The following is a 26,319-nucleotide window of genomic DNA, read 5'->3' on the forward strand; positions in this document are numbered from 1 at the left end:
TCCGGCGCACCGCGCAGGGGCGACGGCGGACACGGGACGTCGGCGCGCGGCTCATCGAGTGGCGCGCCGGCCACCGGCAGGAGCTCGTCCCACGAGCACCCTGAGCCCCCTGAGCCCCCGTGGGGAGGCGCCGTCATGACCGGCAACCGTCCCGACCCGGAAGGTCACACGGAGCTGGACGTGCGCACGGGCCGGCCCACCCCCGACAGCCGTCTCATCACCGTGTCCGGAGAACTGGACCGGGGTACGAGGGACCGCTTCGACCGGGTCGCCCGCGCGGTGCTCGCCGAGCGGCCCGCCACCGTGCTGGTGGAGCTGTCCGGCACCGGGTTCATCGACTCGTCGGGGCTGACGAGCCTGATCAACGCCTACCGCACGGCCCTGCAGACGGGTGTGCGGCTGGCGCTGGTCGCCCCGTCCGAGCCGGTCGCCCGCATCCTGGCGCTGACCGGGATCGACCAGGTCATCGACAGCTACCCGACCTCAGGGGCGGCCCTGCACGCCTGACCGGCGGGGAGCCGCCGTCCCGGAACGAGGGCACCGGCCCGTCGCGGGCGGCGGTGAAGGCGGCGGTGAAGGCGGCGCCGGGCGGGCCCGTCGCATGCAGCGTCTTGGCCAGCACCGCATGGGTCGTCCCGGCGACGAGCAGGGTGCTCGCGCGCAGAGCGGTGCTCCGGGGCCAGGACCTCCTGCGGCTCCCGCCAGCTGGGGAGTTGACGGTCCACACCGGCACGCACCCGGTGCCGACCACACCGGGAACGTATGACGCATTCCGGGCCGGGTACCCGTCGCCCAGGCGGGTGACCGCACACTTGATCGGAGGCCGTGATGCTGTCCCACACACTCGACCGGGACGTCCTCGTCCTCACGCTGCACGACGACGCGGACACCGGCGGTCGGGGCACGCTCTACCCACGCATCAGCGGCCTGGTCGAGGCGTGCAGGCCCTCCGCCGTCGTCATCGTCCTCGACGCGCGGACCGCGCTGCACGCGACCATCGGGGTGATCCTGCGCGTGCAGCGCCTGTGCCGTCGGCTCGGCATCCTGCTCTCCGTGGCCGCGGCCAGCGCGCCCGTCCGGCGTCTGCTGGAGGCCAACGCCGAGGCGCACGACGTCCGCCTGGTGATCCACGCGCGCGCCGACACCGCCGTGACGACCGCGTACACGTCGGTCGCGTGACACCGTGACCGGCCGGGCGCGCCCGGCGCGGCGTGCGGCTACCGGGCGAACCGTACGGGCAGGCTCTGCGGGCCGCGGATCATCATGCCCTGCCGCCAGGTGAGCGCGGCCGGATCGACGTCGAGCGCGAGGTCCGGACAGCGCTCCAGCAGGGTCCGGACGACGATGCGGGCCTCCAGACGGGCGAGGGGTGCTCCCAGGCAGTAGTGGATGCCGTGGCCGAAGGCCAGGTGGCCGCGGGCGTCGCGGGTGATGTCGAAGCGGTCCGGCGCGGCGAAGCGCGTCGTGTCCCGGTTGGCGTCGGCCAGGGCGACCAGCACGAGTTCGCCCCCGCCGGGGATCTCGGTGCCGCCGAGGGTGACGGGCTCCGTGGTGAAGCGGTAGGTCGGGGTCTCCAGGGGGCCCTCGTAGCGCAGCATCTCCTCGACGGCCTGCTCGGTCAGGTCCAGGTCGGCGCGCAGCGCGGCGAGTTGGTCGGGGTGGGTGAGCAGGGCCAGGACGCCGCCGGCGATGAGGTTGACCGTGGTCTCGTGGCCCGCGACCAGCAACAGCCACGCCATGCCGACCAGTTCGTCCTGCGACAGGCCGTCCGGGTCGTTGCGCGAGCCCTCGATCAGGGCGCTCATCAGGTCGTCGCCCGGGTGCCGGCCCTTCTCCTCCACCAGCTCCCGCATGTACTGGGCCATCGCGTCGGCGGCGGCCTTGCGCACCGCGCGGTCGGTGGCGCTGAGCGCGTCGTTCGACCAGGCGCGGAACGGCGCCCGGTCCAGGTCGGGCACCCCGAGGAGGTCGCAGATCACCGTGATGGGCAGCGGGAACGCCAGCGCCTCCACGAGGTCGGCCCGCCCGTCGGGCGCGGCGAGCATCCGGTCCAGGAGCAGGTCGGTGGTCTTCTGGATGCGCGGGGCGAGGTCGTCGACGCGGCGCGGGGTGAACTCGCGGGCGACGACCTTGCGCAGGCGCGTGTGGTCCGGCGGGTCGACCCGGAGCATGTGCCGGCCCGCCGAGACCGTCCCCAGACCGAGGTGCGGGGACGCCTTGTCCCAGTCCTTGGAGAGCCGGGGGTCGGTGAGCGCCGCGCGGCCGGCCTCGTGGCCGACGACGAGCCAGGCCTCGGTGCCGCCCTCGGGCATCCGGATCCGGTGCACGGGGCCCTGGGCCCGTAAGCGGGCGTAGACGGGGAACGGGTCGCGGGTGAAGGACTCACCGAGCGCGGCGAGATCGACGATGCTCATGCGCGGAATCACCTCTCGGGCGGGAACCTCCGCCCATGGTGCCTTCGCGGCGGCGCCGGTCCCGCACGAACGGTGCACATCGGCCGACTCCGGACGCGGAGTTGGCCGATCGGCGCCGGGCCCGGCCGATCGCCGCACGGCACGGCCGGCCCGTTCGGGCCCGGCCGCGGGGCAGCAGCAGGCGGCGGGCGGGCCCGCGCACCGGCTCCCGTGCTCCGTCCGGCCGATCCCGCTCCCCCCTTCGAGGCACGCGGCGGGGCCTCCCCCTGCCGACCCGGGCCGATGATCCGACGATCGTCAAGCAGCAGCCGTACCTGCCGCCCGGCGCCACGGCGTTCCTCGACGGGAGAGTCCATACGTGAACTGGGTACAGATGGCCGCCGCGGCCGTCACCGGGGTGTTCGCCCTGCAGGGAGCCCCCGGGCCGGCCGTGCCGTCCGACGGTCCCCGCCCCGTCGCCGCGCACAGCCAGACCCGGGCGCTGCCCGTCGCCCCGGGCCAGCGCGATGCCGCCGTACGGCTGTCGGCGACGCGTCCCTTCAGCCTGCTCGGCGTGACTTGGGACGACCCCCGGGCCCGGCTCACCGGCACGGCCGAGTTCCGTACCCGCAGCGCCGTCTCGGGCCAGTGGTCCGGCTGGTCGGCGCTCGACGCGGACGACGGCCCCGGTGACGCCTCGGCCCGCCGGGGCGGTACCTCGGCGGTGTGGGCCGGGCCGTCCGACGGCGCGGAGGTCCGCATCGGGGTCGACTCCGACACGACGGCCGTGCTGCCCGCCGGGCTGCGGCTGGACCTGATCGACCCGGGCGGGGGCACCCCGAGCACCCCAGTCACCCCGGTCACTCCGGCCGCCGGCAGCCCGGCGCAGCCCGCCGACGGCGGTACGGGGACGCTGGGCGCCGTGCGGCCTGCCATCACCTCACGGGCCGGATGGGGCGCGGACGAGTCGATCAGCCCGGCGGCCCCGCAGTACCTCCCCGGCGGCAAGGTCAAAGCGGTCGTGGTCCACCACACCGCCGGCAGCAACGCCTACGCCTGCGCCGACGCCCCCGCCGTCGTACGGGGCATCTACGCCTACCACGTACAGCAGTTGGGCTGGCGGGACATCGGCTACAACTTCCTGGTCGACAAGTGCGGCACGCTCTACGAGGGCCGCAAGGGCGGTGTCGACCGGCCGGTGCTCGGCGCCCACGCGTACGGCTTCAACACCGAGACGTCCGGGATCGCGGTGCTCGGCACGTACACCACTGCCGCGCCGGGCGAGGCGGTGACGTCGGCGGTGGCCCGCCTCGCCGCCTGGAAGCTCGGCCTGTACGGCGTCAGCCCGACCGGCACCACCACGCTCACCGCGGGCGCCGACGGCACCAACTACTTCGGGAAGGCGTGGACCCTGGGCACCCGCCTCAGCATGCCGACCATCCACGGCCACCGCGACGGCTACAACACCCAGTGCCCCGGCGACGCCCTGTACGCCGAGCTCACCCGCATCCGGACCCTGGCCGCGCAGGCGGCGGGCTGACCCACGCTCTCAGGTGCTGCTGCCGCAGGACGACGAACTCCCGCACGACGAGGAGCTGCTGCCGCAGGACGACGAACTGCCGCACGACGACGGGCTGCTGCCACAGGACGAGGAGCCGGAGCCGCACGAGGCGTGGTGCGAGGAGTCGTGCCCGTGGTGCCCGTGGTGGGATCCATGGGAGGAGCTGTAGGAGCCCCCGGACGTCTCCGCCACGTACCAGGACGTGCCGAGGACCGTCCCCGTGTCCGGGCCCTCCCCCGGCCCGGACGTACCCCCCACCCGCGGTGCGTCCGAGGGCCACATGCCGGGACCGCGGCGGGCTCCCCCCGGCCCGCCGCGCAGGCCCGGATACGTCCGGGCCCGCCGCCGGGCCCTGCGCGCCGACCGCACGGTCCCGACGACGGCCAGGACCACCAGGACCGCTCCCACCACCACGAGCGCAAGAACCATGACGTCTCCCCCTTCGCGCCGGGCGTCTGCACCGGCTGCTCCGAGGGTGCCCACCCCGGTGACCGCCCCAAGCCCTTCTTGAGCAAGCCCAGAGGTTCGGGGTGCGTTCAGGCGTCGTCGCCGCCGCTGCCCGTTCCCGGTTCCGCCTGCTCGCGGTGCATCGCCGCCTTCGTGTACGCCCGGCCTCGCGGGCGACCATCTCGCGCAGCAGCGGCTTGGCGAGCACCTCGGCGGGGTCCCGCAGGTCCGCCCGCACGGCACGCACGGCGACGCCCGTCTCGCGCAGTCGCTCGGCGGCGAGCTCGAGACGGGCGTCCTCGGCGTTGACCACCAGGTCGTAGCCGTGTGCCGCGAGCTGCCTGGCCAGCTCGTACCACGGCGCGGACCTACCGCGTGACCACGTGCCGTTCGTCGGGGACGCAGTGGGTCATGGTCAGGCCCTCCACGTCGCGCGGCGGGTTCTCGCCCAGGTTGGCGAGCCGCTTGCGGTCCTCCTCGGAGAGGTCCTGGCCGGCCAGCGGCTCCAGGTGGGCGACGTCGGCCGGGGCGATGCCCAGGCCGTCGCCGACCCGGCGGCCCAGGTCGTTCTCGACCAGCAGGAAGTGCCAGACCATGCGCTCCTGCACCGGCCGGTCGCACTGGGACAGCATGGTCGTGAGGTTCTTGACCAGGTCGTCGCGCTCCCAGTCCTCCATCAGCAGGTAGCGCTGGCCGGCCTGGAGGTAGTCGTTGGTCAGCGGGATCCGCTTGCGGGTCAGCCGGCCCCGGATCTCCGGGCCCTGCTCGTCGTGCGTGGGGTACTGGGCCTCACGCAGCCCGCCGGTGATCGACGGCTCGTAGTTGACGATCGGGTTCTCGCCGCCGCCGTCGACGTGGTAGGTCATCTGGCCGTCGCGCTGGTTGGTGCGCACCTCGGAGTTCTTGGCCTGGTTGACGGGCAGCTGGAGGTAGTTCGGGCCGACCCGGTAGCGCTGGGTGTCGCTGTAGGAGAAGGTGCGGCCGACCAGCATCTTGTCGTCGGAGAAGTCCAGGCCGTCGACGAGGACGCCGGTGCCGAAGGAGATCTGCTCGTTCTCGGCGAAGAAGTTCTCCGGCATCCGGTCGAGCACCATCCGGCCCACGGCCTTGGGCGGGAAGTCCTGCTCGGGCCAGGTCTTGGTGTCGTCCAGCGGGTCGAAGTCCAGCTCCGGGTGCTCGCCGTCGTCCATCATCTGCACGAGCAGTTCCCACTCGGGGAAGTCGCCGCGGGCCACGGCCTCGTACAGGTCCTTGGTGGCGTGGCCGAGGGAGTCGGCCTGCACGTTCGCGGCGTCCTCCTCGGTCATGCTGCGCACGCCCTGCTTGGGCATCCAGTGGTACTTCACGAGCTTGGTGTCGCCCTGCTCGTTGACCCACTTGTACGTGTTGACGCCGAAGCCCTGCATGTGGCGGTAGTCGGCGGGGATGCCGCGCGGGCTGAACAGGTTGACCAGCATGTGCATCGACTCGGGCGTCTGCGACATGAAGTCGAAGATGCGCCGGGGCTGCTGCTCGAAGGTCACCGGGTCGGGCTTGAGGGCGTGGATGACGTCCGGGAACTTGATCGCGTCCCGGATGAAGAAGACGCCCAGGTTGTTGCCGACCAGGTCCCAGTTGCCGTCCTCGGTGTAGAACTTCACCGCGAAGCCCCGGGGGTCGCGGGCGGCCTCGGAGGAGTCCCGGCCGCCGATCACGGTGGAGAAGCGGACGGCGAGGTCGGTGCGCTTGCCCCGCTCCTGGAAGAGCTTGGCGCGCGTGTAGCGGGCGATGGGCTCGTCGCCCCAGGCGCCGTACGCCTCGAAGTAGCCGTACGCGGTGACGCCGCGGGCGTGGACCACCCGCTCGGGGATGCGCTCGCGGTCGAAGTGGCTGATCTTCTCCAGGAACTGGTAGTTCTCCAGGGTGGCGGGGCCCCGGGCGCCGACGGTGCGCTGGTTCTGGTTGTCGTAGACGGGGTGTCCCTGCCGGTTGGTGAGCACCTCGCGGTCGTCACCGGGGGCGGGACCCTGGCTCGATACGTCCGTCATGACTGCGGACTCCTTCGGCTCGTCCCCACGGGCAACGCGGGGTGCGGGGCCACTGGGGCAGTGGCCGCCGCCTGGTCACAGAGGGAGTCACGGGTACCCGATCGCCGCGGGCGAGTCACCTCGATCCGCACATTCCACGCGATCGGCGGGCGGGCCGGGTTCCCTCACGCCTCCAGCGCCTCGCTCAGGGTGGGGTAGCTGGGGATGACCAGGTCCAGGCCGACGAGCCGCATGGTCCGCAGGACCGCCTCGGTGGGCGCGGCCAGGCGCAGCCAGCCCCGGGCGCCGCGGGCCGCCCGGTCCGCACCGATGAGGAGGTTGATGCCGGTGGAGTCCATGAACGTGACGCCGCTGAGGTCGATCACGGTCCGGGGTGCTGTCGCCTCCCCGGGCACCGCCAGGGCCTGCGCCAGCGGTGCGCAGCTGTTGAGGTCGATCTCGCCGCGGGCGGCGACGATGAGCACGCCGTCGCGGCTGCGGCGGGAGACGGTCAGCCCGTTCGCGTCCGCCCATTCGTGGTTGTCTGCCACACTTTCCTCGTCAACGACACTCGGTGAATCTCCGGCCAGCACTTGCCGGTCGTAAGACTGCCCCCAACGCGGCGGGGATGCACCTGGGTGGCCCCGCCTTTTGCGCGGGCGCGACAGGGCACGTGCGCGGCACGTCGGCGGCAGGGAACGGGGTGACGAGGCGGTGGGGATGGAGCCGGTTCTGCTCGGAGGGGACAGGGCCCCGGAACCCGGTGCGCCGCGGATGACGGCCGACCTGGAACCGGGCGGCGGCCGCATCGCCCACGCACGGCACCTCACCGCCGCCTTCCTGGACCGGGTGCGGGACGAGCACGGCGTCCCGGTGTCCCCGCGCGCCCAGCAGACCGCGGTGCTGGTGGTCAGCGAACTCGTCACCAACGCGCACAAGTACGCGCCCGGACCCGTCCTGCTGGACCTGCGGGTCACCGGTGACGCGGTGGACGTGGCGGTGTGGGACAGCGACCCGGTGCTGCCGGTGGCCCGCGACGCCGACCCCGGCCGGGTGGGCCAGCACGGGCTGGAGATCGTACGGGCCGTCGCGGACGGCTTCGAGGCCCGGCGCGAGGGGGCCGGCAAGCGCGTGGTCGCCCGGATCCGGCTGGTCGAGGAGGGCGGGGACAGCGCGCGGTGACGGGGCCGGTGGCACGCCGTGCGGAACGGCGCACCGCGGCCGTACGGCGCACGCAGTTCGCGCGGTCAGGGCGGACCGCAGCCGCCCCCGTGGGGCCCGTGCGGTGCCCCCCGCCGCGGGTACCCGGGGCGTGAGCCCGGGGCCGGGACCGGTCCCGTGGTCCGCCACGACGAAGGGGCACACGATGACGGCCGGGCAGTCCTCCCGCACCGCCCACCCGGACCGCACGCACGACGGTCCCGCACTGCTGGGCATCTACCTCAACGACCACCTCATGGGCGCCACCGGCGGCGTGGAGCGCATCCGCCGGCTGGCCGGCACGGCGCGCGGCACGGACCTGGGCGCCGCCCTGGAACCCGTCGCCGCGGAGGTCGCCGAGGACCGGGCGGCGCTCCTCGCGATCATGCGGGACCTCGACCTTCCCGTCCGGCGCTACAAGGTCGTGGCGGGCTGGGCGGCGGAGAAGGCGGGGCTGCTGAAGACCAACGGCCGTCTGGTGCGCCGCTCCCCGCTCAGCACGGTCGTCGAACTGGAGGCGCTGCGCGTGGCGGTCGAGGGGAAGGCGGCCGGCTGGCGGGTCCTGCGCCGGCTGGCCGAGACCGACGCCCGCCTGGACGCCCACCGCCTGGACGCCCTCCTGGAGCGCGCGGCGCGCCAGCAGGAGATCCTGGAGGACTGGCGCGTCCGCCGCGCGGTGGAGGTCTTCGGCTAGGGCGTTCCGACTCCCGCGTTCCGGCTTCCGCCCCGCCCCGGGTCGGCGGGGCGGGCCGGCCCGGTCGCTGACCCTACGCCCCCGCCGCGTAGACCGCGCCGATGACGACGAGCAGGACCGTCGCCGAGACGGCGATCCACGTCATCGCGCCCTTGTCGGCCTTCGTCGTCGGGTCCTGCACCCAGCGCTGGTGGTCCCGGGTGATCGTGCGGCGCACCGGGGCCAGCACGAGCGGGAACAGGACCATGAGCGCCGCGTAGAGGTACAGGGTCTCGGCCAGGGTGTCGTGCTGGGCCAGGCCCCGCGCGCCCACGGCGACGATGCCGATGACCGGCATCCAGAACTGCCGCTTGCGGTAGCGGGGGACCTGGATGATCCACTGCATCGCGGCGAGGTTGACGACCGTCGCCCCCGCCGCGATGAGGATCCACACGCTGGTGGACAGTGACAGGAACATGGGGCGGTCCTAGAAGAGGGAATCCCAGCCGTCGGAGATGGCGTCCCCGATGCCCGACACGGTGTCACCGGCCGCGTCCCACGCGGTGGTCGCGTAGGTGACGGCCGGGCCCACCATCTCATGACCGATCCGCGTGGCCAGCACGGTGCCGCTCTTCAGGCCCTGCGCACCCCACTCGATGGCCTGGGACATGCCCGGGACCTTGACCCTGCCCAGGGCGAAGCCGCCGGTGAGGGCACCGACCGCCAGACCCGCCACGGAGCCGAAGAACGCGTCCGAGGTCCAGCCGTCGGTGAAACCGGTGATGACGGCGGAGCCGATGCCGGTGACCCAGGAGATGGTGCCGAACACGCCGGCGGCCGCCTCGCCGAAGGGCGGTGGGACGAGCAGGCTGAGCGCGGCCGCGGTGCCGGAGACGGCGCTGACCGCGTTCAGCAGCTGCGCGAAGTCCCGCCAGTCGTCCTTGCTGCCCCAGCCGGAGGGGCTGTCGACCTTGTCGTTGGCGCTGTTGCCGGCGGGGTCGACGCCGTTCTGCCGGTTCTGCTTCGCCGTCTGCGCCGCCTGTCGCGTGGCTTCGACGAGCTCCTGCCGGCGCTTCTCGACCGCCGTGGCGCGCGCCTGGCTGGCGGCCTGGGCGGCGGCCGCCGCGTCCTTGCCGGCCGCGATCTTGGAGGCGCGGGCCGCGTTCGAGGACGCCTGCGCCTGGCCGGCGGACACCGCCGCCGCGGCGGCGGAGGCGACGGCCTGGTTCGCCGAGTAGTTCGCCTGCCGCGCGGCGGCGCGGGCGGAGGCCGCGGCGGCCTTCGCCTTGTCCGCGGCGGCCTGGGCGTCCTTCGCGGACTGCTCCGCCGCGTCCGCGTTGGCGTCGGCCTCGACGGCGTACTCGGTGGCCTTGGCGGCGGATGCCTTGGCCTTGTCCGCCCACTTGGCCGCCTCGTTCTGTGCCTTGCGCGCGTCGGCCGCCGCCTTCGACGCCTGGTAGGCGTCCTTCTGCGCGTCCTGGGCGATCTTCGCGGCCCGGGCGATGGACGCGCGGATCGCGGCCACGTGCGTGGCGGCGTCGTGGTCGAGCTGCGCCGTGCGGTGGCACACGGTGGTGACGAAGTCCCGGCGCATCCACGTCGGGCCCTCGAGGGCCACCTGGGCGGCGGCCTTGGTGTAGGGGCCGGCCGAGTCGAGGACGGTGAAGACGGCGGCCTCGTCGTCCTGCCTGATGTTGTCGGCGTAGGTGGTGAAGAAGCCGTGCAGCGCCTGGGGCGAACCGTCGTCCAGCGCGGTGCGCGCCGCCGCGGAGACCGCCTTGCCGGGGTTGCCGTCGAGGATCTTCAGGACGGCGACGCGGTTGTCCTCGGCGGCGGCTTCCTTGATCCCGGTGGTCAGGAAGGTGCTCACGGCGCCGGCGTCGTCGGCGGCCAGGGCCTTGGAGGCGGCGGTCGCCACCAGCTCGGTGGACACCTTCGCCACGGTGAGGACCGTCTCGCGGTCGTCCTGGTTCTGCGCGAGCTGCCGGTCCGCGGCGATCCAGGCCAGGACGTCCTCGTCGGCGCCGGCGAGGGCGTGTTCGGCGGCGTCCCGGCTCCAGGTACCGATCGTCGTGGAGACCAGGTTCATCGCGGCCCTGCGGCCGCTGTCGACGGCCTGCGCCGTGTCGCCGGCCGCGTAGGCCTTCTCGGCCCGGGCGACGAGGTCCCTGGTCTCGGCGTCCAGGGCGTCGGACCGGGTGGCGGCGTCGCGTGCCTTCTGCCGGTCCTCCGCCTCCGCGCGGGCCATCTCCCGTGCCTCGGCGAGGGACTGCTCGGTGTCGTCGGCGAGCCTCTGCGCCTCGGCGTCACGGGCGGCCTTCTCGACGGCCTGGGCGTCCTGGACGGCCTTCACCGCGGCCTCGGCCGCCGTGACCGACTCCTTCGCCCACTTGGTGGCGGTGGCGGCGAAGTCGGCCGCCTTCACGGCGCCGTCCGCCGCGGCCTTGGCCGCCTTCGCGGCCGCCTCGGCGTGGTCGGCGGCGGAGTTGGCCGCGTCGCGGGCGGCGCGGGCGGCCGCGGCGGCGGTGTCGGCGAGGGACTGGGCCCGGTTGGCGGCGCTGGTGGCACGGGCCGCCTGGGCGCCGGCCTCCGCGGCGGCCGCCTTGGCGGCGGCGGCCTGCCCCTGTGCGGCGCCCGAGGCCGCGGCGGCGGTGGCGGCTGCCTGTGCCGCGGCGGCGGAGTCGCGGGCGGCACCGGCGGCCGCGAGACCGGCCGCGGCTGCCTGGTGGGAGGCGGTCACCGCCGCCTCGGCCGCCTTGGCGGCGGTACGGGCCTGGGACGCCGCCCTGTTGGCCCCGTCCGCGGCCAGGCGGGCGGCCCTGGCCTTGGTGGCGTCCTTCGCCGCGTCCAGGGCGGCGGAGTAGGCGGCGGACGCGGCGCGCCCGGCGGTCGCCGCGGCCTGCGCGGCCGCCGTGGCGGCGTACGAGGCGCGGCGGGCGGCGGAGTGCGCGGCCGCCGAGGCCTGGATGGCCGTGCGGGACGCGGAGGCGGCGCCCTGGGCGGCGGCCGCCGCCTTGCGGGCCGCCTTGCCGGACTTGAGGACGTCGTCGCGGGCCGCATCGGCCTCCGCTGCGGCCTTCTGGGCGGCCGCCTTGGCTTGGGCGGCGGCTTCCTTCGCCTTGGCGGAGGCGGTGACGGCCCGGTCGGAGGTGAGCTGGGCGCGCTTGCCCTCGCGTTCCACGATCGCCACGAGCTGGTCGATGGTGGCGGTCTCCCGGTCCCGGGCCCGCGCGATGTGCTGCCCGGTGTTCAGGAACCAGTGGATCGCGGAGGGAGTGCCGGCGTCCAGGGCGCGCTGGGCGTACTTCTTCACCTCGGGTGAGGCGGTGGCGAGGAGGGCGAAGACCTCGGCCCGCTCGTCCTCGCGCCGGGCCGTGACCTGCGTGTTCAGCAGGAAGTCGGTCAGTGCGTCGCTGGTGCCGGTGTCGAGGGCGGACTGGGCCGCGCGCTTCACGCCCGTCCCGCCGCTGTTGAGGACGGCCAGGGTGGTGACGCGGAGGTCCTCCAGCTCGGCGGTCCGGTATCCGCCGGTCAGGAAGGCGTGGACGGCGTCGTCGCCGGCGTCGAGCGCCGCCGCGGCGTCGCGGGCCACGCCCTTGCCGGTGGCGGGCAGCGCCTTGAGGAGCGCGAAGCGGTTGTCCTCGGCGGTGGCGGTGGCGAGGTCCGCGCCGAGGAAGCGGCCGATGTCGGCGGCGGAGCCGGTGAGCGCCTGGGTCGCCGCGCTCTTGACCGACCGTCCGCCGATCTTCCAGGCGGTGACGGCCCGCGCGCGGTCGGTGTCCGGCAAGTGGGGAAGCACCGGGAGGTCCGTGGACCCGGCGGTGGCGGCCGCGGTGGCGGCCAGGGCGCGGGAGGGTGCTGCCAAGGAGACGGCGGTGGCCGCGGTCGCGGCACCGGCGGCGGTGAGGACGCGGCGCCGGCTCCAGTACGTGGTATTCAAGGATCCCCCATGGATCGGCACCCGGTGGCGCGCGTCCTGGTCAGGGACGGGAGCACCCGGGTGCGTCAGTTCGACGTGCGTGGGTCGGGGCCGGTGCCCGGGCGAGCTGGTCGGGCTCGGGGCACACGGCGGCGCCTGCCGTACGGACCGGTGGCGCTGATCACGCGCAGCTGAACTTAAGTCACTCGAACCGATCTTGACCAGCCATCAGTTGATCATGGCCTCGTGAGAAACGACACAGACCCTTTTGTCCCCATTGATGCGAACAGGGGGCCCGCACGGGCCGCGCACGCCTGTTTGAATGCACCGTCCGCTGTGACCGTCTGACCCTCGGTCACACGCCTGATCCCGTACGGGACTTCTGCAGGCGCTGCACGGACCCACCCCGCTCCGCTCGCTCCCCGAGGGACGCACGAGCAGCGGGGCCTCAAAGCAACTCATCCAGGGGGACCATCCATGAATCCCGTACGCCGCACCATCGTCACGGGTGCGGCCGCCGCGGTCTGCGCCGGCGCCCTCGCCGTCGCGGCCGCCTCCTCCGGCACCGCTCACCACGCCTCCGTCACCCGCACCTCCACGGTGGTCGACGGCGCGCCCGGCTACGCGGTCGAGGACTTCACCTACCCCGGCGCGGACGCCATCAAGGCGCAGAAGGGCATCGTGCTCAAGCGGGGCGACGGGCACATCACGCTCGCCGACTGCTCCTCCGGCACCGGGCTGATGGAGGTGTACTCCCGCAAGAGCGAGAAGATCTGCTTCCGCGCTACGGGCACCTCCGGTTACCTCAGCCTGGAGATCCCCTCCGTCTACGGCGTCAAGGGCGAGGCGGACCACGAGGCGGACCTCAAGCTCACCACCGACGGCGCGACGCAGAGCATCGACGTCGGCAAGGGCGAGTGGAAGGCGGCCGGCGAGGCCGCCGACCCGGACGGCCGCGACTTCGTCCTGGTCGAGATCCGCACCAGCAAGTAACCGACACACGGGGAAGACGACCACTCCACCATGACGACTCATGGCAAGCGCGGCACCGCGCTCGCAGTTCTCCTGGCCGCCGCAGCCCTCGGCGCCCCCGCCCCCTCCGCGCAGGCCGTGACCGGCCCGGCCGAGAGCGGCACCGGCCACGCCTTCACCGCCCGCCTGGACATCGGCGCCGGCTCCAAGGCGTGCTCCGCGACCCTGATCGCCCCGCAGTGGCTGGCGACCGCCGCGTCCTGCTTCGCGGACGACCCGGCCGCCTCCGTCCGGATCCCGGCCGGGGCGCCCCGGCTGAGGACGACGGCCACCATCGGCCGCACCGACCTGACCACCACCGCCGGCGTCGTGCGCGACGTGGTGCAGCTCGTCCCCCGGGACGACCGCGACCTGGTCCTGGCCCGGCTCTCCGCGCCCGTCACCGGCATCGGCCTGCCCGGCATCGCCACCGGGGCCCCCGCCAAGGACGCGGCCGTCTCGGTCACCGGGTACGGCCGTACCAAGGACGAGTGGGCGCCGCTGAAGCTGCACGGCGAGACGTTCCAGGTCGACCAGGTCGACGCGACGGACTTCGCCGTCCACGGCGCCACCGGCGCCGCGGTCTGCGCCGGCGACTCGGGCGCGCCCGTGTTCACCTCCGCGGGCCTGCTCGGTATCGCCTCGCGCTCCGACCAGGGCGGGTGCTTCGGCACCGACGCGGCGCAGACCTCCACCCACGCGGTGGTCACCCGCACCGACGACATCGCGGGCTGGGTCAGGTCCACCGTCGAGTCGGCCCCGTTCGCCGACTTCAACGGCGACGGCGCCGAGGACACCGCCGTGGGCGACCCGAAGGCCACCGTCGGCGGCGACGCCGAGGCCGGTGCCGTCCACGTCGTGTACGGCGGCGGCAAGGGCACCGCCCAGCTCGACCAGAGCCTGGACTCCGTGCCCGGCGACGCGGAGGCGGGCGACCGCTTCGGCTTCGCGCTGGCCACCGTCGACTACAACAAGGACGGTTACACCGACCTCGTCGTGTCCAGCCCGTACGAGGACGCCGGTTCGGTGGCCGACGTCGGCATGGTCTCCGTCCTCTACGGCTCCCCGGCCGGTCTGGGCAAGGGACGCGGTGCCGACAACTACGCGCAGGGCGAGGGCAACGGCAGCCTGAAGGAGGCCGGGAAGGAGAAGGGCGACACGCTCGGCTACTCCCTGGCCGCCGGGATCACCCGTGACAACGAGCCGTACGTCGTGATCGGCGACCCGGGCGAGGACGTCGGTTCCGTCGCCGACGCGGGCTCCGTGGTGTACGTGCACGGCACCACCAACGTCTTCCTCTCCCAGGGCGGCGGCCTGCCGGGCTCCCCGGAGGCCGGCGACCGGCTGGGCACCTCGGTGGCGGCGGACAGGACCAACATCGTGGTCGGCGTGCCGGGCGAGGACATCGGCGACAAGGCCGACGCGGGCGGCTTCGCCGTCCTGACCCACAACCTGGGCCTGAACCAGAAGCCGATCGTGCGCGCGGGCGTGGACCAGGACAGCGACAAGATCTCCGGCGGCGCCGAGAAGGGGGACGCCTTCGGCCAGTCCGTGGCGATCGTCCCCAAGGGCACCGGCGACGACTCGGTCATCGCCGTGGGTGCCCCGGGCGAGTCGATCATGGCGACCGACGGCACGACGAACGTGGCCAACGCGGGCGCCGTCTACACGATCGACTTCCCGGGCGACCGCGACTGGTCCCAGCTCAAGGTCATCCACCAGGACCAGCCGAACGTGGCCGGCGGGATCGAGACCGGGGACCGCTTCGGTGAGGCGGTCGCCGCCCTCAACCTCGCCCCGGGCAAGGCCGCGCCGTCCTGGTCCGACCTGCAGCTCGCGGTCGGCGTCCCGGGCGAGTCCCAGGGCACCACGGCCGGCGCGGGCTCCGTGCAGACCTTCTCCCTGCTGACCGCGCCCGGCGACCACAACGACGTCCTGTACGCCGGCTGGAACAAGGTGCCGGGCACCCCGGGCGCCAACCAGCACATGGGCCAGGTGATCGCCCTGTCGCCGACGCACCTCGACATCGGCATGCCGAACGGCCCGCACTCCGGCGGCGCCGTCTACCAGGTGCCGTGGAGCAACGTCACGTCGTACACCACGAACGCCGACGCCGACGGGACCGTCACGGTGCTCCGGCCGGGCACGGGCGGCATCCCCTCGGGTGGCAAGGCCTTCGGGTCGGCGGTCCGCTGACCTGTCGGGAAGGGCCGGTTCCGGGGCGCGGCCGCGCCGGGACCGGCCCCTCGGCACGGGCCGCCGGCCCAAGTCGCCCTCCCCCGCGAAGACTTCTGTCTGCGGACGCGTCCGCTGGGCATACGGGTCTCACGTGAACGATCCGTAGTCCCCTACCGCTCGTCCGAAAGGAGCCCGTGATGCTCGGCATCGTGGCCGCAGTCCTGTTCTTCGTCAGCTTCCTCATCAACGCCGCGGACATCAGCACCAACGACACCTTCTCGTCCGTGAACATCATGCTGCTGGGGCTGACCGCGCTCGCCCTGCACGTCGCGGGGATCGGCTCCGGCTGGGCCCGCAGACGGTGATCCGACGTGGAACGGCGGCCCGGATGGTGTCCATCCGGGCCGCCGTTCCACGTCGTGCCGCGCCTGCCGCGCCTGCTCGTGACGCGCGGTGTCAGCGTCGTCCGGACGCCGTCTCGGCCGTCCGGTAGAGGCGTCCGGAGGTGGTGATCAGCTCCTGGCGCTCCTGCTGGGAACTCACCATCGGCGGCGAGCCCTTCAGCGGCACCTGGGCGCTCTCCGGGAGGAAGCGGACGGTCACCAGACCGATGATCCCGGCCGCGATGAGGTAGTACGCGGGCACCAGGTCATTGCCGGTGGCGTCGACCAGGGCCGCCGTGAACAGCGGGGTGGTGCCGCCGAACGCGGCGACCGCGATGTTGAAGCCGATGCCCATGGCGGCGTAGCGCACCGCCGTGGGGAACAGCGCGGGCAGCGTCGCGGCGCTCGGCGCGGCGAAGCCGGCGAGCAGCGTGGCGAGGATCAGCACGCCGAGGATCGGCAGCCACGTCCCGTGCGCCTTGAGCAGCAGGAACGACGGGACGGCGAGGAGGATCATGCCGATCGCCGAGACCGCGTACACCGGGCGCCGCCCGACGCGGTCGCTGAGCCGGCCCACGAAGGTGATCAGCACCACGATCCACACCATCGCCACCAGCACCAGCACGTCGGCGGAGCCGCTGGAGCGGCCCAGGGTCTCCGTCTGGTAGGTGGGCAGGTAGCCGGTGACCATGTAGTTGGTCACGTTGTAGAGCAGCACCAGCCCCATGCAGACCAGCAGGGGACGCCAGTGGTCCTTGACGATCGACCGCAGCTCGCTGCCCGCGGACGCCTGGGCCATGCTCTTCTCGTGCGTGTCGAGCTGCTGCTGGAAGGCGGGCGACTCCTCCAGCTTGAGCCGCATGTAGAGGCCGATCACGCCCAGCGGGCCGGCGATCAGGAAGGGCACGCGCCAGCCCCAGGCCAGCATCTGGTCGTCGGTGAGCGCCGCGTTCAGCGCGGTCACCAGGGCCGAGCCGAGCGCGTAGCCGACGAACGTGCCGAAGTCGAGCCAGCTGGAGAGGAAGCCGCGCCGCCGGTCCGGTGAGTACTCGGCGACGAAGGTGGTCGCGCCGCCGTACTCGCCGCCGGTGGAGAAGCCCTGCACCATGCGGGCGATGAGCAGCAGGACCGGCGCGGCCACGCCGATGGTGGCGTAGCTGGGGATCAGGCCGATGGCGAAGGTGCCGACCGCCATCAGGATCATGGTGGTGGCGAGGACCTTCTGCCGGCCCAGCTTGTCGCCGAGCGGCCCGAAGACCAGACCGCCGAGCGGACGCACCACGAACGCCGCGGCGAACGTGGCGAAGGACGAGATCACCTGGGCGGCGGGGGACGCGCCCGGGAAGAACACCTTGCCGAGGGTGGCGGCCAGGTAGCTGTACACGCCGAAGTCGAACCACTCCATGCAGTTGCCGAGCGCCGAGGCGCCGACCGCGCGGCGCAGCAGGGGGCGCTCCACGACCTGCACGTCGTCCTCGCGGAAGGCGCGCTTGTGGCGCCTCAGCCTGCGCAGGAGGTCGGTGCGTACCTGTTCGGGGAGTTCCGCCGGATGTGCGTCGGCCACAGCATGGTGCCTTTCGTGTGGGGTCAGGTGCGCGTCGGCGCGGGCCGTGGACACCGGCGGGGGGGCCGGTCCGGGCCGCGGGCACGCGGGACCGCGTGCGAGCCGACGACAACGGGGGCGGCGCAGACCTCCCCAGGCAGCGCCGCCCCCATCTCCGTCCGTGCGTGTGCCCACGCCCACCCGGACCACACCTGTGTCGGTGGTCACATGATCCAGGTCACCTCACACGACCGCCTCACACGGCCGCCGGGAAGCGTTCCCAGACGCGGTGCGCGCCGAGCAGGCCGACGACCTGCTGGAGCGCGTCCGTGCCGCTGCCGGCCACGACCACACCGGGTGCGTCGGCCGGCACGCCCGCCGCCTCCAGGACCGCCTCGGCGCCCTGCCAGGCGCCGATCGCCTTGCCGTGCCGGAAGGCCTCCGACAACAGCAGCCCCACCCGCGGGTCGGTGACGCCGACCGCGCCGGCGCCGAGCCCCGCCTTGGCGTCCCGCGCGCCGTACGCGTCGGCACCCGCGCCGGGGACGCCCGCGACCAGCAGCGCGTCGAACTCCACGGACCGCGCCGTGGCGTAGGTGCGCTGCACGGTCACGGCCTCCTCGCCGGAGCCGAGCTCGCCGCCGACCGGGGCGATGACCAGCGGCACCATGTCCGCGGCCAGGACGGCCTCCCGCACGGCGCGCACGCCCTCCAGGTCGCCGTCGGGGCCGGCGACGATGCCGACGATCCGGCCGTCGACCGGCCAGGTCTGCCCGACCTGCGACAGCGCCGGGCTCGGCTCCACGTCGACGAGCGGCACGGTCGGCTCGGGCGCCGGCAGGCCGAGGCCCGCGGCGACCTCCGAGCACAGCACCGGGTCGATGTTGGCGAGAACCTGCAGCGTGCGCTCCTTGACGGCCTGCTCGTAGCACTTGCCCAGCTCGAAGGTGTACGCGGCGATGATGTGCTCGCGCTCGACCGGGGTCATGCTGAGCCAGAACCGGCGCGGCTGGCTGAAGTGGTCAGCGAACGACTCCGGCGCCGCGCGGACCTTGGTCGCCTCGGGCACGCGGACCGGCGTCTCCACGTACGCGCCCATGTCGGCACCGGCGGTGAACGGGCAGCCGCCGTCGAGTGAGTTGGGCCGGTAGGGCGCGACTCCGCGGTGGACGGCGGTCTGGTGCATGCCGTCGCGCAGCATGTCGTTGACCGGCGCGTGCGGGCGGTTGATCGGCAGCTGCGGGAAGTTGGGGCCGCCGAGCCGGGTGATCTGGGTGTCCAGGTAGGAGAAGAGGCGACCGGCCAGCAGCGGGTCGTCGGTGACGTCGATGCCGGGCACCAGGTGGCCGACGTGGAAGGCGACCTGCTCGGTCTCGGCGAAGTAGTTCGACGGGTTGCGGTTCAGGGTGAGCAGGCCGACCGGCTGCACGGGTGCCAGCTCCTCCGGCACGAGGTTCGTGGGGTCGAGCAGGTCGATGCCCTCGAACGTCTGGTCCGGCGTGTCCGGGAACGTCTGGATGCCGAGCTCCCACTGCGGGTAGGCACCGGCCTCGATGGCGTCCGCGAGGTCACGGCGGTGGAAGTCGGGGTCCACGCCGTTGATGATCTGCGCCTCCTCCCACACCAGGGAGTGCACGCCCAGCTTCGGCTTCCAGTGGAACTTCACCAGCGTGGTCCCGCCCTCGGCGTCCACCAGCCGGAAGGTGTGGACGCCGAAGCCCTCCATGGTGCGGTACGAGCGCGGGATGCCCCGGTCGGACATGTTCCACAGCGTGTGGTGGGTGGCCTCGGTGTGCAGGCTGACGAAGTCCCAGAACGTGTCGTGGGCGCTCTGTGCCTGCGGGATCTCCCGGTCGGGGTGCGGCTTCCCCGCATGGATCACATCGGGGAACTTGATCGCGTCCTGGATGAAGAACACCGGGATGTTGTTGCCGACCAGGTCGAAGACGCCCTCGGTGGTGTAGAACTTCGTGGCGAACCCGCGGGTGTCGCGGACCGTGTCGGACGAGCCGCGCGAGCCGAGGACCGTGGAGAACCGGACGAAGACCGGCGTCTCGGCGTCGGGGGCGAGGAACGCCGCCCGGGTCACGGAGGCGGCCGTGCCGTAGCTCTGCAAGACACCGTGCGCGGCGGCGCCCCGGGCGTGCACGACCCGCTCCGGGATGCGCTCGTGGTCGAAGTGCATGACCTTCTCGCGCAGGTGGTGGTCCTGGAGCAGCACGGGGCCGCGCGGTCCCGCCTTCAGCGAGTGGTCGGTGTCGTACAGGCGGGTGCCCTGGGCGGTGGTGAGCCGGCTCCCGGACTGGGCGACGTCGGCCTGGTCGGCGCCGGTCGGGTGGCCGGTGGGCGACATGGTGGCCGGGCCGCTCTGGTCGGGCTTGGGGGGCAGCGGGTCGCGCGGCTCGGTGGGCTCCGCCACCGGCGGCGACTGCGGTCCCGGCTTGCCGGGGATCCCCTCCTCGGGCCCTGCCATGCCCTGCAGGGTGTCCGAGACCTTCCGTACGGCTCGCTTGAGCGGGTTCTCTTCGGTCATGGCCGTCGTTACCTCACATCGCATGCGCTGGGGGGACCCGCGACGCGTACCCGAGCCGCGTTGATCGAAGCATCGCGGGGGCACAATCACCCGACCGCCCGCCCCGGCTTGCGCAGCCGGCCCACCGTTTTCGGCCGTGCCGACCCCTGGCTCTCATGACGTACCGGCCGGTATACATGCGCAGTCGACGTGTGTGAGCCGCCCCCGCGCCCCGGGGGCGTGCCGCGCCGTGACCCGATCGAGGGGGAGGACTGCGATGACGTACGGCACAGCGCACGCGGGCGGGCGCGGACGGGGCCGACGGGCCGCCACCTGGGCGGCGGCGCTGGGGGGCTGCGCCCTCGTGGCGGCCTCGACCGCACCGGCGGCGGCCCACGGCTCCGGCCGGACCACGGACTACACCGCCCTCGGTGACTCCTACACCTCCGGGCCGCTCATCCCCCGGCAGGTCGACGCGAACTGCGCGCGCTCGGACCGCAACTACCCCTCACTGGTCGCCGCGACGCTGCCCGGCGTGGTGTTCAAGGACGTCAGCTGCGCCGGCGCCACCACCGAGCAGATGTGGAAGGCGCAGGGCACCAACGGCCCCCAACTGGACGCCGTGCGGCGCGACACCGACCTGGTGACCGTGCAGATCGGCGGCAACGACGTGGGGTTCGGCTCCATCATCGCCACCTGCGCCCAGGTCGCCGCCCAGGACCCGGCCGGCGACCCCTGCCGACAGCACTACGGCGCCGACGGCGTCGACGAGCTGACCGTCGCCATCGCCCGGACCGCCCCCAAGGTCGCCCGTGTCCTGCGGGCCGTCCACGCCCGCGCGCCGCACGCCCGGGTGCTCGTGGTGGGCTACCCGGACCTGCTGCCCGACGACGGCAGCGGCTGCGCGCCCACGGTGCCGTTCGCCACGGGCGACTTCCCCTACCTGCGCGACACCGGCAGGCGCCTGAACCTGATGCTCCAGCTGGTGGCGCGCTGGAACGGCGCCGAGTACGTCGACACCTACGGCCCGACGGTCGGCCACGACATGTGCAAGGCCCCCGGGGACCGCTGGATCGAGCCGCTGCGCCCGGCCTCCCCCGCCGCTCCCGCCCATCCGAACGCCAAGGGCGAGGAGGCCATGGCGGGCGCCGTGCTGGACCGGCTGCGCACGGGCCGCGGGCACCACTGACCGGGCCGTCCGCGCGCCGGGGCGGCCGCCGCGCCCCGGCACCGGCTCACCCTGCCGGGTGGTGGGCACGTCCCCCTGACGTGCCCCTCCCGTCACGCCGGCTCCGCACGACGATAGGTTGGGCGGCATGAGCGAGAACGTCTACTTCGACATCACCATCAACGACGAGCCGGCCGGCCGGATCACCTTCAAGCTGTTCGACGACGTGGTGCCCAAGACCACGCGGAACTTCCGCGAGCTGGCCACCGGCCAGCACGGCTTCGGCTACGCCGGCTCCTCGTTCCACCGGATCATCCCCCAGTTCATGCTCCAGGGCGGCGACTTCACCGCCGGCAACGGCACCGGCGGCAAGAGCATCTACGGCGAGAAGTTCGAGGACGAGAACTTCACCCTCAAGCACGACCGCCCCTACCTGCTGAGCATGGCCAACGCGGGCCGCAACACCAACGGCTCGCAGTTCTTCATCACCACGGTCGTGACCAGCTGGCTGGACGGCAAGCACGTGGTCTTCGGCGAGGTCGTCGAGGGGTCGGACGTCGTCGACCGCATCGAGTCCCTCGGCTCCAGCAGCGGCTCTCCGAAGGCGAAGGTCACCATCGCGGCCAGCGGCACGGTCTGAGCCACGGCCGCCGGGAGGCGTGACGGGGGCTACGGCTCCTCGTCCGCCTCCCGGCACCCCAGCGCGCGGAACAGGCGCAGGGCCTCCTCGCGCAGCGCGCGGCCGGTGCGGGTCGCGCCCCGGCGCAGTTCCGCGGTGCCCAGGTCGCGCAGGGTGCGGGCGCGCCACTGCGGCAGCTCCAGCTCTTCCCACAGGCCGAGCGCCCGGCGCAGGTCGTCGATCGCGGACTCCTCGTCCCGGACGGCCAGGTGCCACTCCCCGCGGGTGCGCAGCACCAGGGCCTCACCGAACAGGTCCCGGCGCTCCCGGGTCACCTCCAGGCAGCGGTCGAGGCGGGCGCGCGCCGGCGCCGTACGGCCCTGCCGCAGCTCCACCTTGGCGAGCGCCTGGTCGGCGTACACGACCCCGAAGGCGTCGTCGGTCTCCTCGAACAGGTCCCGCGCCTGCCGCAGCACCGATTCCGCGGCCGGCAGGTCGCCGCGCGCCCGGTGGCACAGGCCCAGCCCGCGCAGGGTGAGCGCCTCGCCGTGCCGGTCACCGGCGGCCACGTACAGCCGGTGGGCGCGGGCCAGGGTGTCCCACGCCGCCTGGTGGCGCCCCTGGTCCCGGTACACGCTCCCGACCCCGTACAGCACGTACGCCGTCGCGGCGGCGTCCTCCGGCTCCCGGTACAGGGCGAGGGCGGACTCCAGCAGGGTCAGGGCCTCGTCGAAGGAGGCCTGCTCACGGCGGGCGGACCCCATCCCGGCCAGCGCCTGCGCCCGGCCCAGGCGTACGTCCCGCTCCTCGAACAGCCGCAGCGCCGCGGCGAAGAAGGCGTGGGCCTCGTCGAACCGGTCCTGTTCCAACCGGAGTTGGCCGAGCCCGTGGAGCAGCCACGCCTCCCCCTCCACGTCGCCGCCGCGGCGGACCGCGGCCAGGGCCACCTCGTGGGAGCGGGACCAGGCCTCGAACTCGTTGTAGAGCGCGGCCGAGGCGGCCATGAGGGCGGCGGCCAGTTCCCGGGCGGCCTCGAACAGTCCGTGCTCCGCGCAGTGGGTCACCGCGGCGAGCAGGCAGCCCTGTTCGGCGGCGAACCAGGCGGTCGGCTCGTCCTCCAGCGCGCGGGGCCCGTCGGCGCCGGTGGCCGGCAGCAGGCGGGACGCACCGCCGGGGCCCCGGGCGGCGGCGGTGCGGGCCATCGCGCGCCAGCGGTCCACCAGCCGCAGTATCGCCGCGTGCCGCTCGTCGCGGTCCTCGTCCGCGAGGCCGCGCTCACGGGCGTATTCGCGGGCGAGGTCGTGGATGCGGTAGCGGGTTCGGCCGGTCTCGTCGGTGCGCACGACCTCGAGGAAGTGGTAGTCGACCAGTCGTTCCACGGTCTCCTCCGCCTCCTCGGGGGTGACGTCGAGGAGCGGGGCGGCCACCCGGGCGGCGAAGTCGGGCAGGTCCATCAGGGCCAGGCGCCGCAGGGCGCACTGTTCCTGCGCGCCGAGGTCCGCGTAGCCGAGCCGCAGGCTGGCCCGCACCTCCAGGTCGCCGGCCTGGAGTTCGTCGAGCCGACGGCGCTCGTCGCGCAGCCGTGCGGCCAGGCGCGAGGGGGTCCAGTGGGGGCGGGCGGCGAGGCGGGCGCCGGCGATGCGGACGGCGAGCGGGAGCCGTCCGCACAGGGTGACGATCTCGGCGGCCTGGGCGGGCTCGCCGGTGGGGCGGGCCGGCCCGGCCACCCGCGCCAGCAGGTCGAGCGCCTCGGTGGGGGACGGGACGCCCAGGTCGAGGTGGGCGGCGCCCTCCAGCGCGACGAGCCGGCGGCGGCTGGTGACCAGGGCCGCCGAGCCGCCGCCGGGGGGCAGCAGGGGGCGCAGCAGGGCCTCGTTGACAGCGTTATCAAGGATCAGCAGGACCCGGCGGCGGGCGATGTGGGTGCGGTAGAGGCCGAGCAGGTCCTCCTCGTCGCGGGGCGACGGGTCGGGGTCCACGCCGAGGGCGCGCAGCAGCCGGGCGAGGGCGTCGGCGGTGCGCACCGGGGCGGAGTCGGCGGCGCGCAGGTCCACGAAGAGCCGGCCGTCGGGGAACAAGCCGGCGGTGCGGTGGGCGACGTGGACGGCGAGCGCGGTCTTGCCGGTGCCGGAGCGGCCGGAGATCACGCCGACGGGCGGCGCCGTGCGTCGCGGGTCGCGGACCTCCCCCAGCAGGCCGGTGGCCCAGTCGATCTGCTCGGCGCGTCCGACGAAGTCGGCCACGTCGGGCGGGAGGTGGGAGGGTGCGGGAGGGTGGGTGCTCAGGTCCGGCGGGTGCTCGGTCGCCCTGCGCGGCGAGGGCAGCAGCGGGACGGCGCCGCCGGCCGGCCCGGCGGCGGGCCCCCGGGGCCGGTCCCTGGGTCCGGCGGCGGAGCGCGGCGCGGAGGGTGGGCCGCCGGGGGTGCCGAGCACGGCGGTGTCGGACCGCAGCAGGGCCAGGTGCAGGGCGCGCAGTTCGGGTCCCGGGTCGACGCCGAGTTCCGTCCGCAGCAGCCGGCGGCCTTCTTCGTAGCACCGCAGGGCCTCGGCGACCCGGCCGGTGCGGAAAAGCGCGGTCATCAGCTGTCCGCGCGGGCGTTCGCGCAGGGGGTGGGCGGCGACGTGGGCGAGGAGTTCGGCGACGAGGTCCGCGCGGCGGTCCAGGTCGAGTTCCGCGGCGAAGCGGAACTCCTGCGCTTCCAGGCGCAGTTCGGCGAGGCGTAGCGCCTCGACCCGGGCGAAGGACTGGCCGAGGCCCTCCAGGGCGCCGCGTCCGCGCCACAGGCCGAGCGCCGTGTCGAGGACGGTCACGGCGTCCTCGGCGCGTCCGGCGCGCACCGCGTCGCGCCCGGCCGTGAACGCCTCCTCGAAGCGGCGGACGTCGACGGCCGACGGGGGCAGGTCCGCGACGTAGCCCGGGGAGCGGGTGCGGACCAGGTGCTCGGCCTCGGTGCCCGCGAGGGCGCGGCGCAGCCCGGACACGTGCGAGGCGACGAGTGCGCGGGCGGTGGCCGGGGGGTCCTCCTCCCACACCAGGTCCACCAAGCGGTCCACGGACAGCACTTCCCCGAGGTGCACCACGAGGGCCGCGAGGATCGCCGTAGGCCGGGCGCCGTTCAGCGGGAGGCGGCGGCCCGCGCTCGACACCTCGACCGGTCCCAGAAGGCGAACGTCCACCGTGTCCCCCGCATGTCGCGTTGCCGCACGTCGGGGCCACCATACCGGCGGCCACGGACCGGCAGGCCCGGCTCCGGGCCGCCCTTCCGCACGGCGGTCCGGTGGGCGTGGCGGGGTGGCCGGAATGCGTCGGGCGTCCGGTGCGCGATCCGCCGATCGACGCAGCGGGCGCACGCCTCCCGCCCCCGGGACGGGGCGTGGCGGGTCGCCGTATGAGCGGGGTGCGCACGACGTCGCCGGGAGCCGTCACCCGGTCGAGCGGCGGGAAGAATGGCGTGAAAGCCCGTCACCGGGGAGGGTGAACGGCCCTTTCCCCCGGCAGGCGCCCGTCCTGCAGGACGGACGGGTCGCGCCTGCAGAGGATCTGCGGCGTTCCTGCAGGAGCCCGGTCCACGCTGTCGAGGGTGACGGACATCATCCTGCTCTCGGACCACCGGGTGGCCGCGACCCGGGTCGCCGACAACGGCGAGCCCCTGGTCGACACCCGACGCACCGCCGCCCTGCGCGTCGACACGCGCAAGGCGGACGAGGACGGGTCGTACGCCCACGTCCGCGCGGACGTCCTCAGGCGGTTGCTGGTCGCCCAGGGCGCGCTGCCGCCGGGCCTGCGCCTGCTGCTCGTGGAGGGCTTCCGCCCGCCCGGCCTCCAGCGCCGCTACTTCGAGGAGTACTCGGCCACCCTGCGCGCGGCGGATCCGGCCGCGTCGCCCGCCCGGGTCCGGGAGCTGGCCAGCGCCTACATCTCACCGCCGGAGGTCGCCCCGCACGTCAGCGGCGGCGCGGTGGACCTGACGCTGTGCGCCGAGGACGGCACGGAACTGCCGCTCGGCACCGAGGTCAACGCCACGCCCGAGGAGAGCGCGGGCGCCTGCCGCACCGCCGCGGACACCGTCGGCGCGGTGGCCAGGGCCCACCGGGCGGTGCTGGGCCGGGCGATGACGGCGGCGGGTTTCGTCAACTACCCGACCGAGTGGTGGCACTGGTCCTACGGAGACCGGTACTGGGCGCTGCTGTCCGGCGCACCCGCGGCCCCCTACGGGCCCACCGAACGCTCCCGGACGTGACGCCGGGAGGAACCACACGGCGGGTGCGTCCGGCAACGGGCGGTCCCGCCACGACGAGTCGCCGGCGCGACCACGCCGCGCGACGGAGCAACGGGGGAAACACACCGTGGAGAGCACCTGCGCCACGGCGACCACGACCACGTCGCCGACGATCGAACCCACCTTCCCGACCGGCGGACCCGTACGGGTCGACGGGGCAGCGCCGACCGGTCGGAGCGCGCCGACGGACACCGGCCCGTCGGGCGGCACGGGCACGACGACCGGCCCTAGGCCGTGTCCGCAAAGTCCCTCCCCCAGAGGGGGGACCCCCAGCCCTGCGACGCCCGGCACGCACTCTCGCCGCACCGGGCGAACACCCGAGTACAGCCAGTACGCGGGCGTCCGCCCGGCACGCCGAGAGCACGCACCGGACGCCGCAGGGCCCGCCCTCCGGGCGGACGACGGGACTTTGCGGACACGACCTAGC

Annotated in this window: 20 protein-coding genes and 1 pseudogene; 12 read left to right on the forward strand and 9 right to left on the reverse strand. The window is 74.2% G+C overall.

What is annotated here, in order from left to right:
- The first annotated feature begins 135 nt into the window (after positions 1-135).
- Together AQJ30_RS25860 and AQJ30_RS25865 are read left to right on the forward strand one after the other, a co-directional pair.
- Positions 136-507: an STAS domain-containing protein gene (locus AQJ30_RS25860; RefSeq protein ID WP_067238589.1), complete on the forward strand. Its 372-nt coding sequence runs from the start codon at positions 136-138 to the stop codon at positions 505-507.
- A gap of 321 nt (positions 508-828) precedes the next feature.
- Positions 829-1,179: a hypothetical protein gene (locus tag AQJ30_RS25865; protein WP_067238590.1), complete on the forward strand. Its 351-nt coding sequence runs from the start codon at positions 829-831 to the stop codon at positions 1,177-1,179.
- 38 nt (positions 1,180-1,217) lie between these two features.
- Here the strand turns inward: AQJ30_RS25865 and AQJ30_RS25870 are convergent, their stop codons facing one another.
- On the reverse strand, positions 1,218-2,414 hold the full coding sequence (locus AQJ30_RS25870; protein WP_067238592.1) for a cytochrome P450 family protein: 1,197 nt from the start codon (positions 2,412-2,414) through the stop codon (positions 1,218-1,220).
- Positions 2,415-2,772: 358 nt separating this feature from the next.
- Here AQJ30_RS25870 and AQJ30_RS25875 point away from each other — a divergent pair, with 358 nt between their 5' ends.
- A complete protein-coding gene (locus AQJ30_RS25875; protein ID WP_245727122.1) occupies positions 2,773-3,933 on the forward strand; it encodes an N-acetylmuramoyl-L-alanine amidase in 1,161 nt (386 codons plus the stop codon).
- A gap of 13 nt (positions 3,934-3,946) precedes the next feature.
- Entirely contained in the window at positions 3,947-4,123 is a 177-nt protein-coding gene (locus AQJ30_RS38520; protein WP_159052391.1) for a hypothetical protein, read from the forward strand.
- 435 nt (positions 4,124-4,558) lie between these two features.
- On the opposite strand, the pseudogene AQJ30_RS39550 reads toward AQJ30_RS38520, so the two are convergent.
- The 3 genes and pseudogenes from AQJ30_RS39550 to AQJ30_RS39555 all read right to left on the reverse strand — a co-directional run.
- Positions 4,559-4,750, reverse strand: a pseudogene (locus AQJ30_RS39550) (SDR family NAD(P)-dependent oxidoreductase); the annotation flags it as partial.
- Positions 4,751-4,769: 19 nt separating this feature from the next.
- A complete protein-coding gene (locus AQJ30_RS25880; protein ID WP_067238596.1) occupies positions 4,770-6,428 on the reverse strand; it encodes a catalase in 1,659 nt (552 codons plus the stop codon).
- 164 nt (positions 6,429-6,592) lie between these two features.
- Positions 6,593-6,958 (reverse strand): STAS domain-containing protein, encoded by a 366-nt coding sequence (locus tag AQJ30_RS39555; protein ID WP_067238599.1) that lies wholly within the window; start codon positions 6,956-6,958, stop codon positions 6,593-6,595.
- A gap of 223 nt (positions 6,959-7,181) precedes the next feature.
- Here AQJ30_RS39555 and AQJ30_RS25890 point away from each other — a divergent pair, with 223 nt between their 5' ends.
- Positions 7,182-7,589 carry an ATP-binding protein gene (locus AQJ30_RS25890; protein WP_245727123.1) on the forward strand — a complete coding sequence of 136 codons (408 nt, stop codon included), beginning with the start codon at positions 7,182-7,184 and terminating at the stop codon, positions 7,587-7,589.
- Between the two features lie 184 nt (positions 7,590-7,773).
- A complete protein-coding gene (locus AQJ30_RS25895; RefSeq protein ID WP_067238604.1) occupies positions 7,774-8,301 on the forward strand; it encodes a hypothetical protein in 528 nt (175 codons plus the stop codon).
- 73 nt (positions 8,302-8,374) lie between these two features.
- On the opposite strand, the gene AQJ30_RS25900 is transcribed toward AQJ30_RS25895, so the two are convergent.
- The gene (locus AQJ30_RS25900) at positions 8,375-8,758 is read right to left on the reverse strand and encodes a hypothetical protein (RefSeq protein WP_067238606.1); all 384 of its coding nucleotides are present in this window, start codon (positions 8,756-8,758) and stop codon (positions 8,375-8,377) included.
- Positions 8,759-8,767: 9 nt separating this feature from the next.
- Entirely contained in the window at positions 8,768-12,220 is a 3,453-nt protein-coding gene (locus AQJ30_RS25905; protein WP_067238609.1) for a hypothetical protein, read from the reverse strand.
- Between the two features lie 456 nt (positions 12,221-12,676).
- Here AQJ30_RS25905 and AQJ30_RS25910 point away from each other — a divergent pair, with 456 nt between their 5' ends.
- From AQJ30_RS25910 to AQJ30_RS38800, 3 genes are all read left to right on the forward strand, one after another.
- Entirely contained in the window at positions 12,677-13,192 is a 516-nt protein-coding gene (locus AQJ30_RS25910; protein WP_067238612.1) for a hypothetical protein, read from the forward strand.
- Positions 13,193-13,222: 30 nt separating this feature from the next.
- A complete protein-coding gene (locus AQJ30_RS25915; protein ID WP_067238615.1) occupies positions 13,223-15,406 on the forward strand; it encodes a trypsin-like serine protease in 2,184 nt (727 codons plus the stop codon).
- Positions 15,407-15,585: 179 nt separating this feature from the next.
- Positions 15,586-15,753: a hypothetical protein gene (locus AQJ30_RS38800; RefSeq protein ID WP_168218214.1), complete on the forward strand. Its 168-nt coding sequence runs from the start codon at positions 15,586-15,588 to the stop codon at positions 15,751-15,753.
- Between the two features lie 91 nt (positions 15,754-15,844).
- On the opposite strand, the gene AQJ30_RS25920 is transcribed toward AQJ30_RS38800, so the two are convergent.
- Together AQJ30_RS25920 and AQJ30_RS25925 are read right to left on the reverse strand one after the other, a co-directional pair.
- Positions 15,845-17,335, reverse strand: a complete 1,491-nt coding sequence (locus AQJ30_RS25920) for an MFS transporter (RefSeq protein WP_245727124.1) — start codon at positions 17,333-17,335, stop codon at positions 15,845-15,847.
- Positions 17,336-17,570: 235 nt separating this feature from the next.
- Positions 17,571-19,847, reverse strand: a complete 2,277-nt coding sequence (locus AQJ30_RS25925) for a catalase (RefSeq protein WP_067238616.1) — start codon at positions 19,845-19,847, stop codon at positions 17,571-17,573.
- 256 nt (positions 19,848-20,103) lie between these two features.
- Between AQJ30_RS25925 and AQJ30_RS25930 the strand changes: the two genes are divergently transcribed.
- A complete protein-coding gene (locus tag AQJ30_RS25930; protein WP_079084303.1) occupies positions 20,104-21,015 on the forward strand; it encodes an SGNH/GDSL hydrolase family protein in 912 nt (303 codons plus the stop codon).
- A 127-nt stretch (positions 21,016-21,142) separates the two neighbouring features.
- Positions 21,143-21,634, forward strand: coding sequence for a peptidylprolyl isomerase (locus tag AQJ30_RS25935; protein ID WP_067238619.1), 492 nt, complete (start codon positions 21,143-21,145; stop codon positions 21,632-21,634).
- A 29-nt stretch (positions 21,635-21,663) separates the two neighbouring features.
- On the opposite strand, the gene AQJ30_RS25940 is transcribed toward AQJ30_RS25935, so the two are convergent.
- Positions 21,664-24,789 carry an AfsR/SARP family transcriptional regulator gene (locus AQJ30_RS25940; RefSeq protein WP_067238622.1) on the reverse strand — a complete coding sequence of 1,042 codons (3,126 nt, stop codon included), beginning with the start codon at positions 24,787-24,789 and terminating at the stop codon, positions 21,664-21,666.
- A gap of 404 nt (positions 24,790-25,193) precedes the next feature.
- Here AQJ30_RS25940 and AQJ30_RS25945 point away from each other — a divergent pair, with 404 nt between their 5' ends.
- A complete protein-coding gene (locus AQJ30_RS25945; RefSeq protein WP_067238625.1) occupies positions 25,194-25,853 on the forward strand; it encodes a M15 family metallopeptidase in 660 nt (219 codons plus the stop codon).
- Positions 25,854-26,319 lie beyond the last annotated feature (466 nt).

This window comes from Streptomyces longwoodensis, assembly GCF_001514125.1.
GTDB classification, from domain to species: domain Bacteria; phylum Actinomycetota; class Actinomycetes; order Streptomycetales; family Streptomycetaceae; genus Streptomyces; species Streptomyces longwoodensis.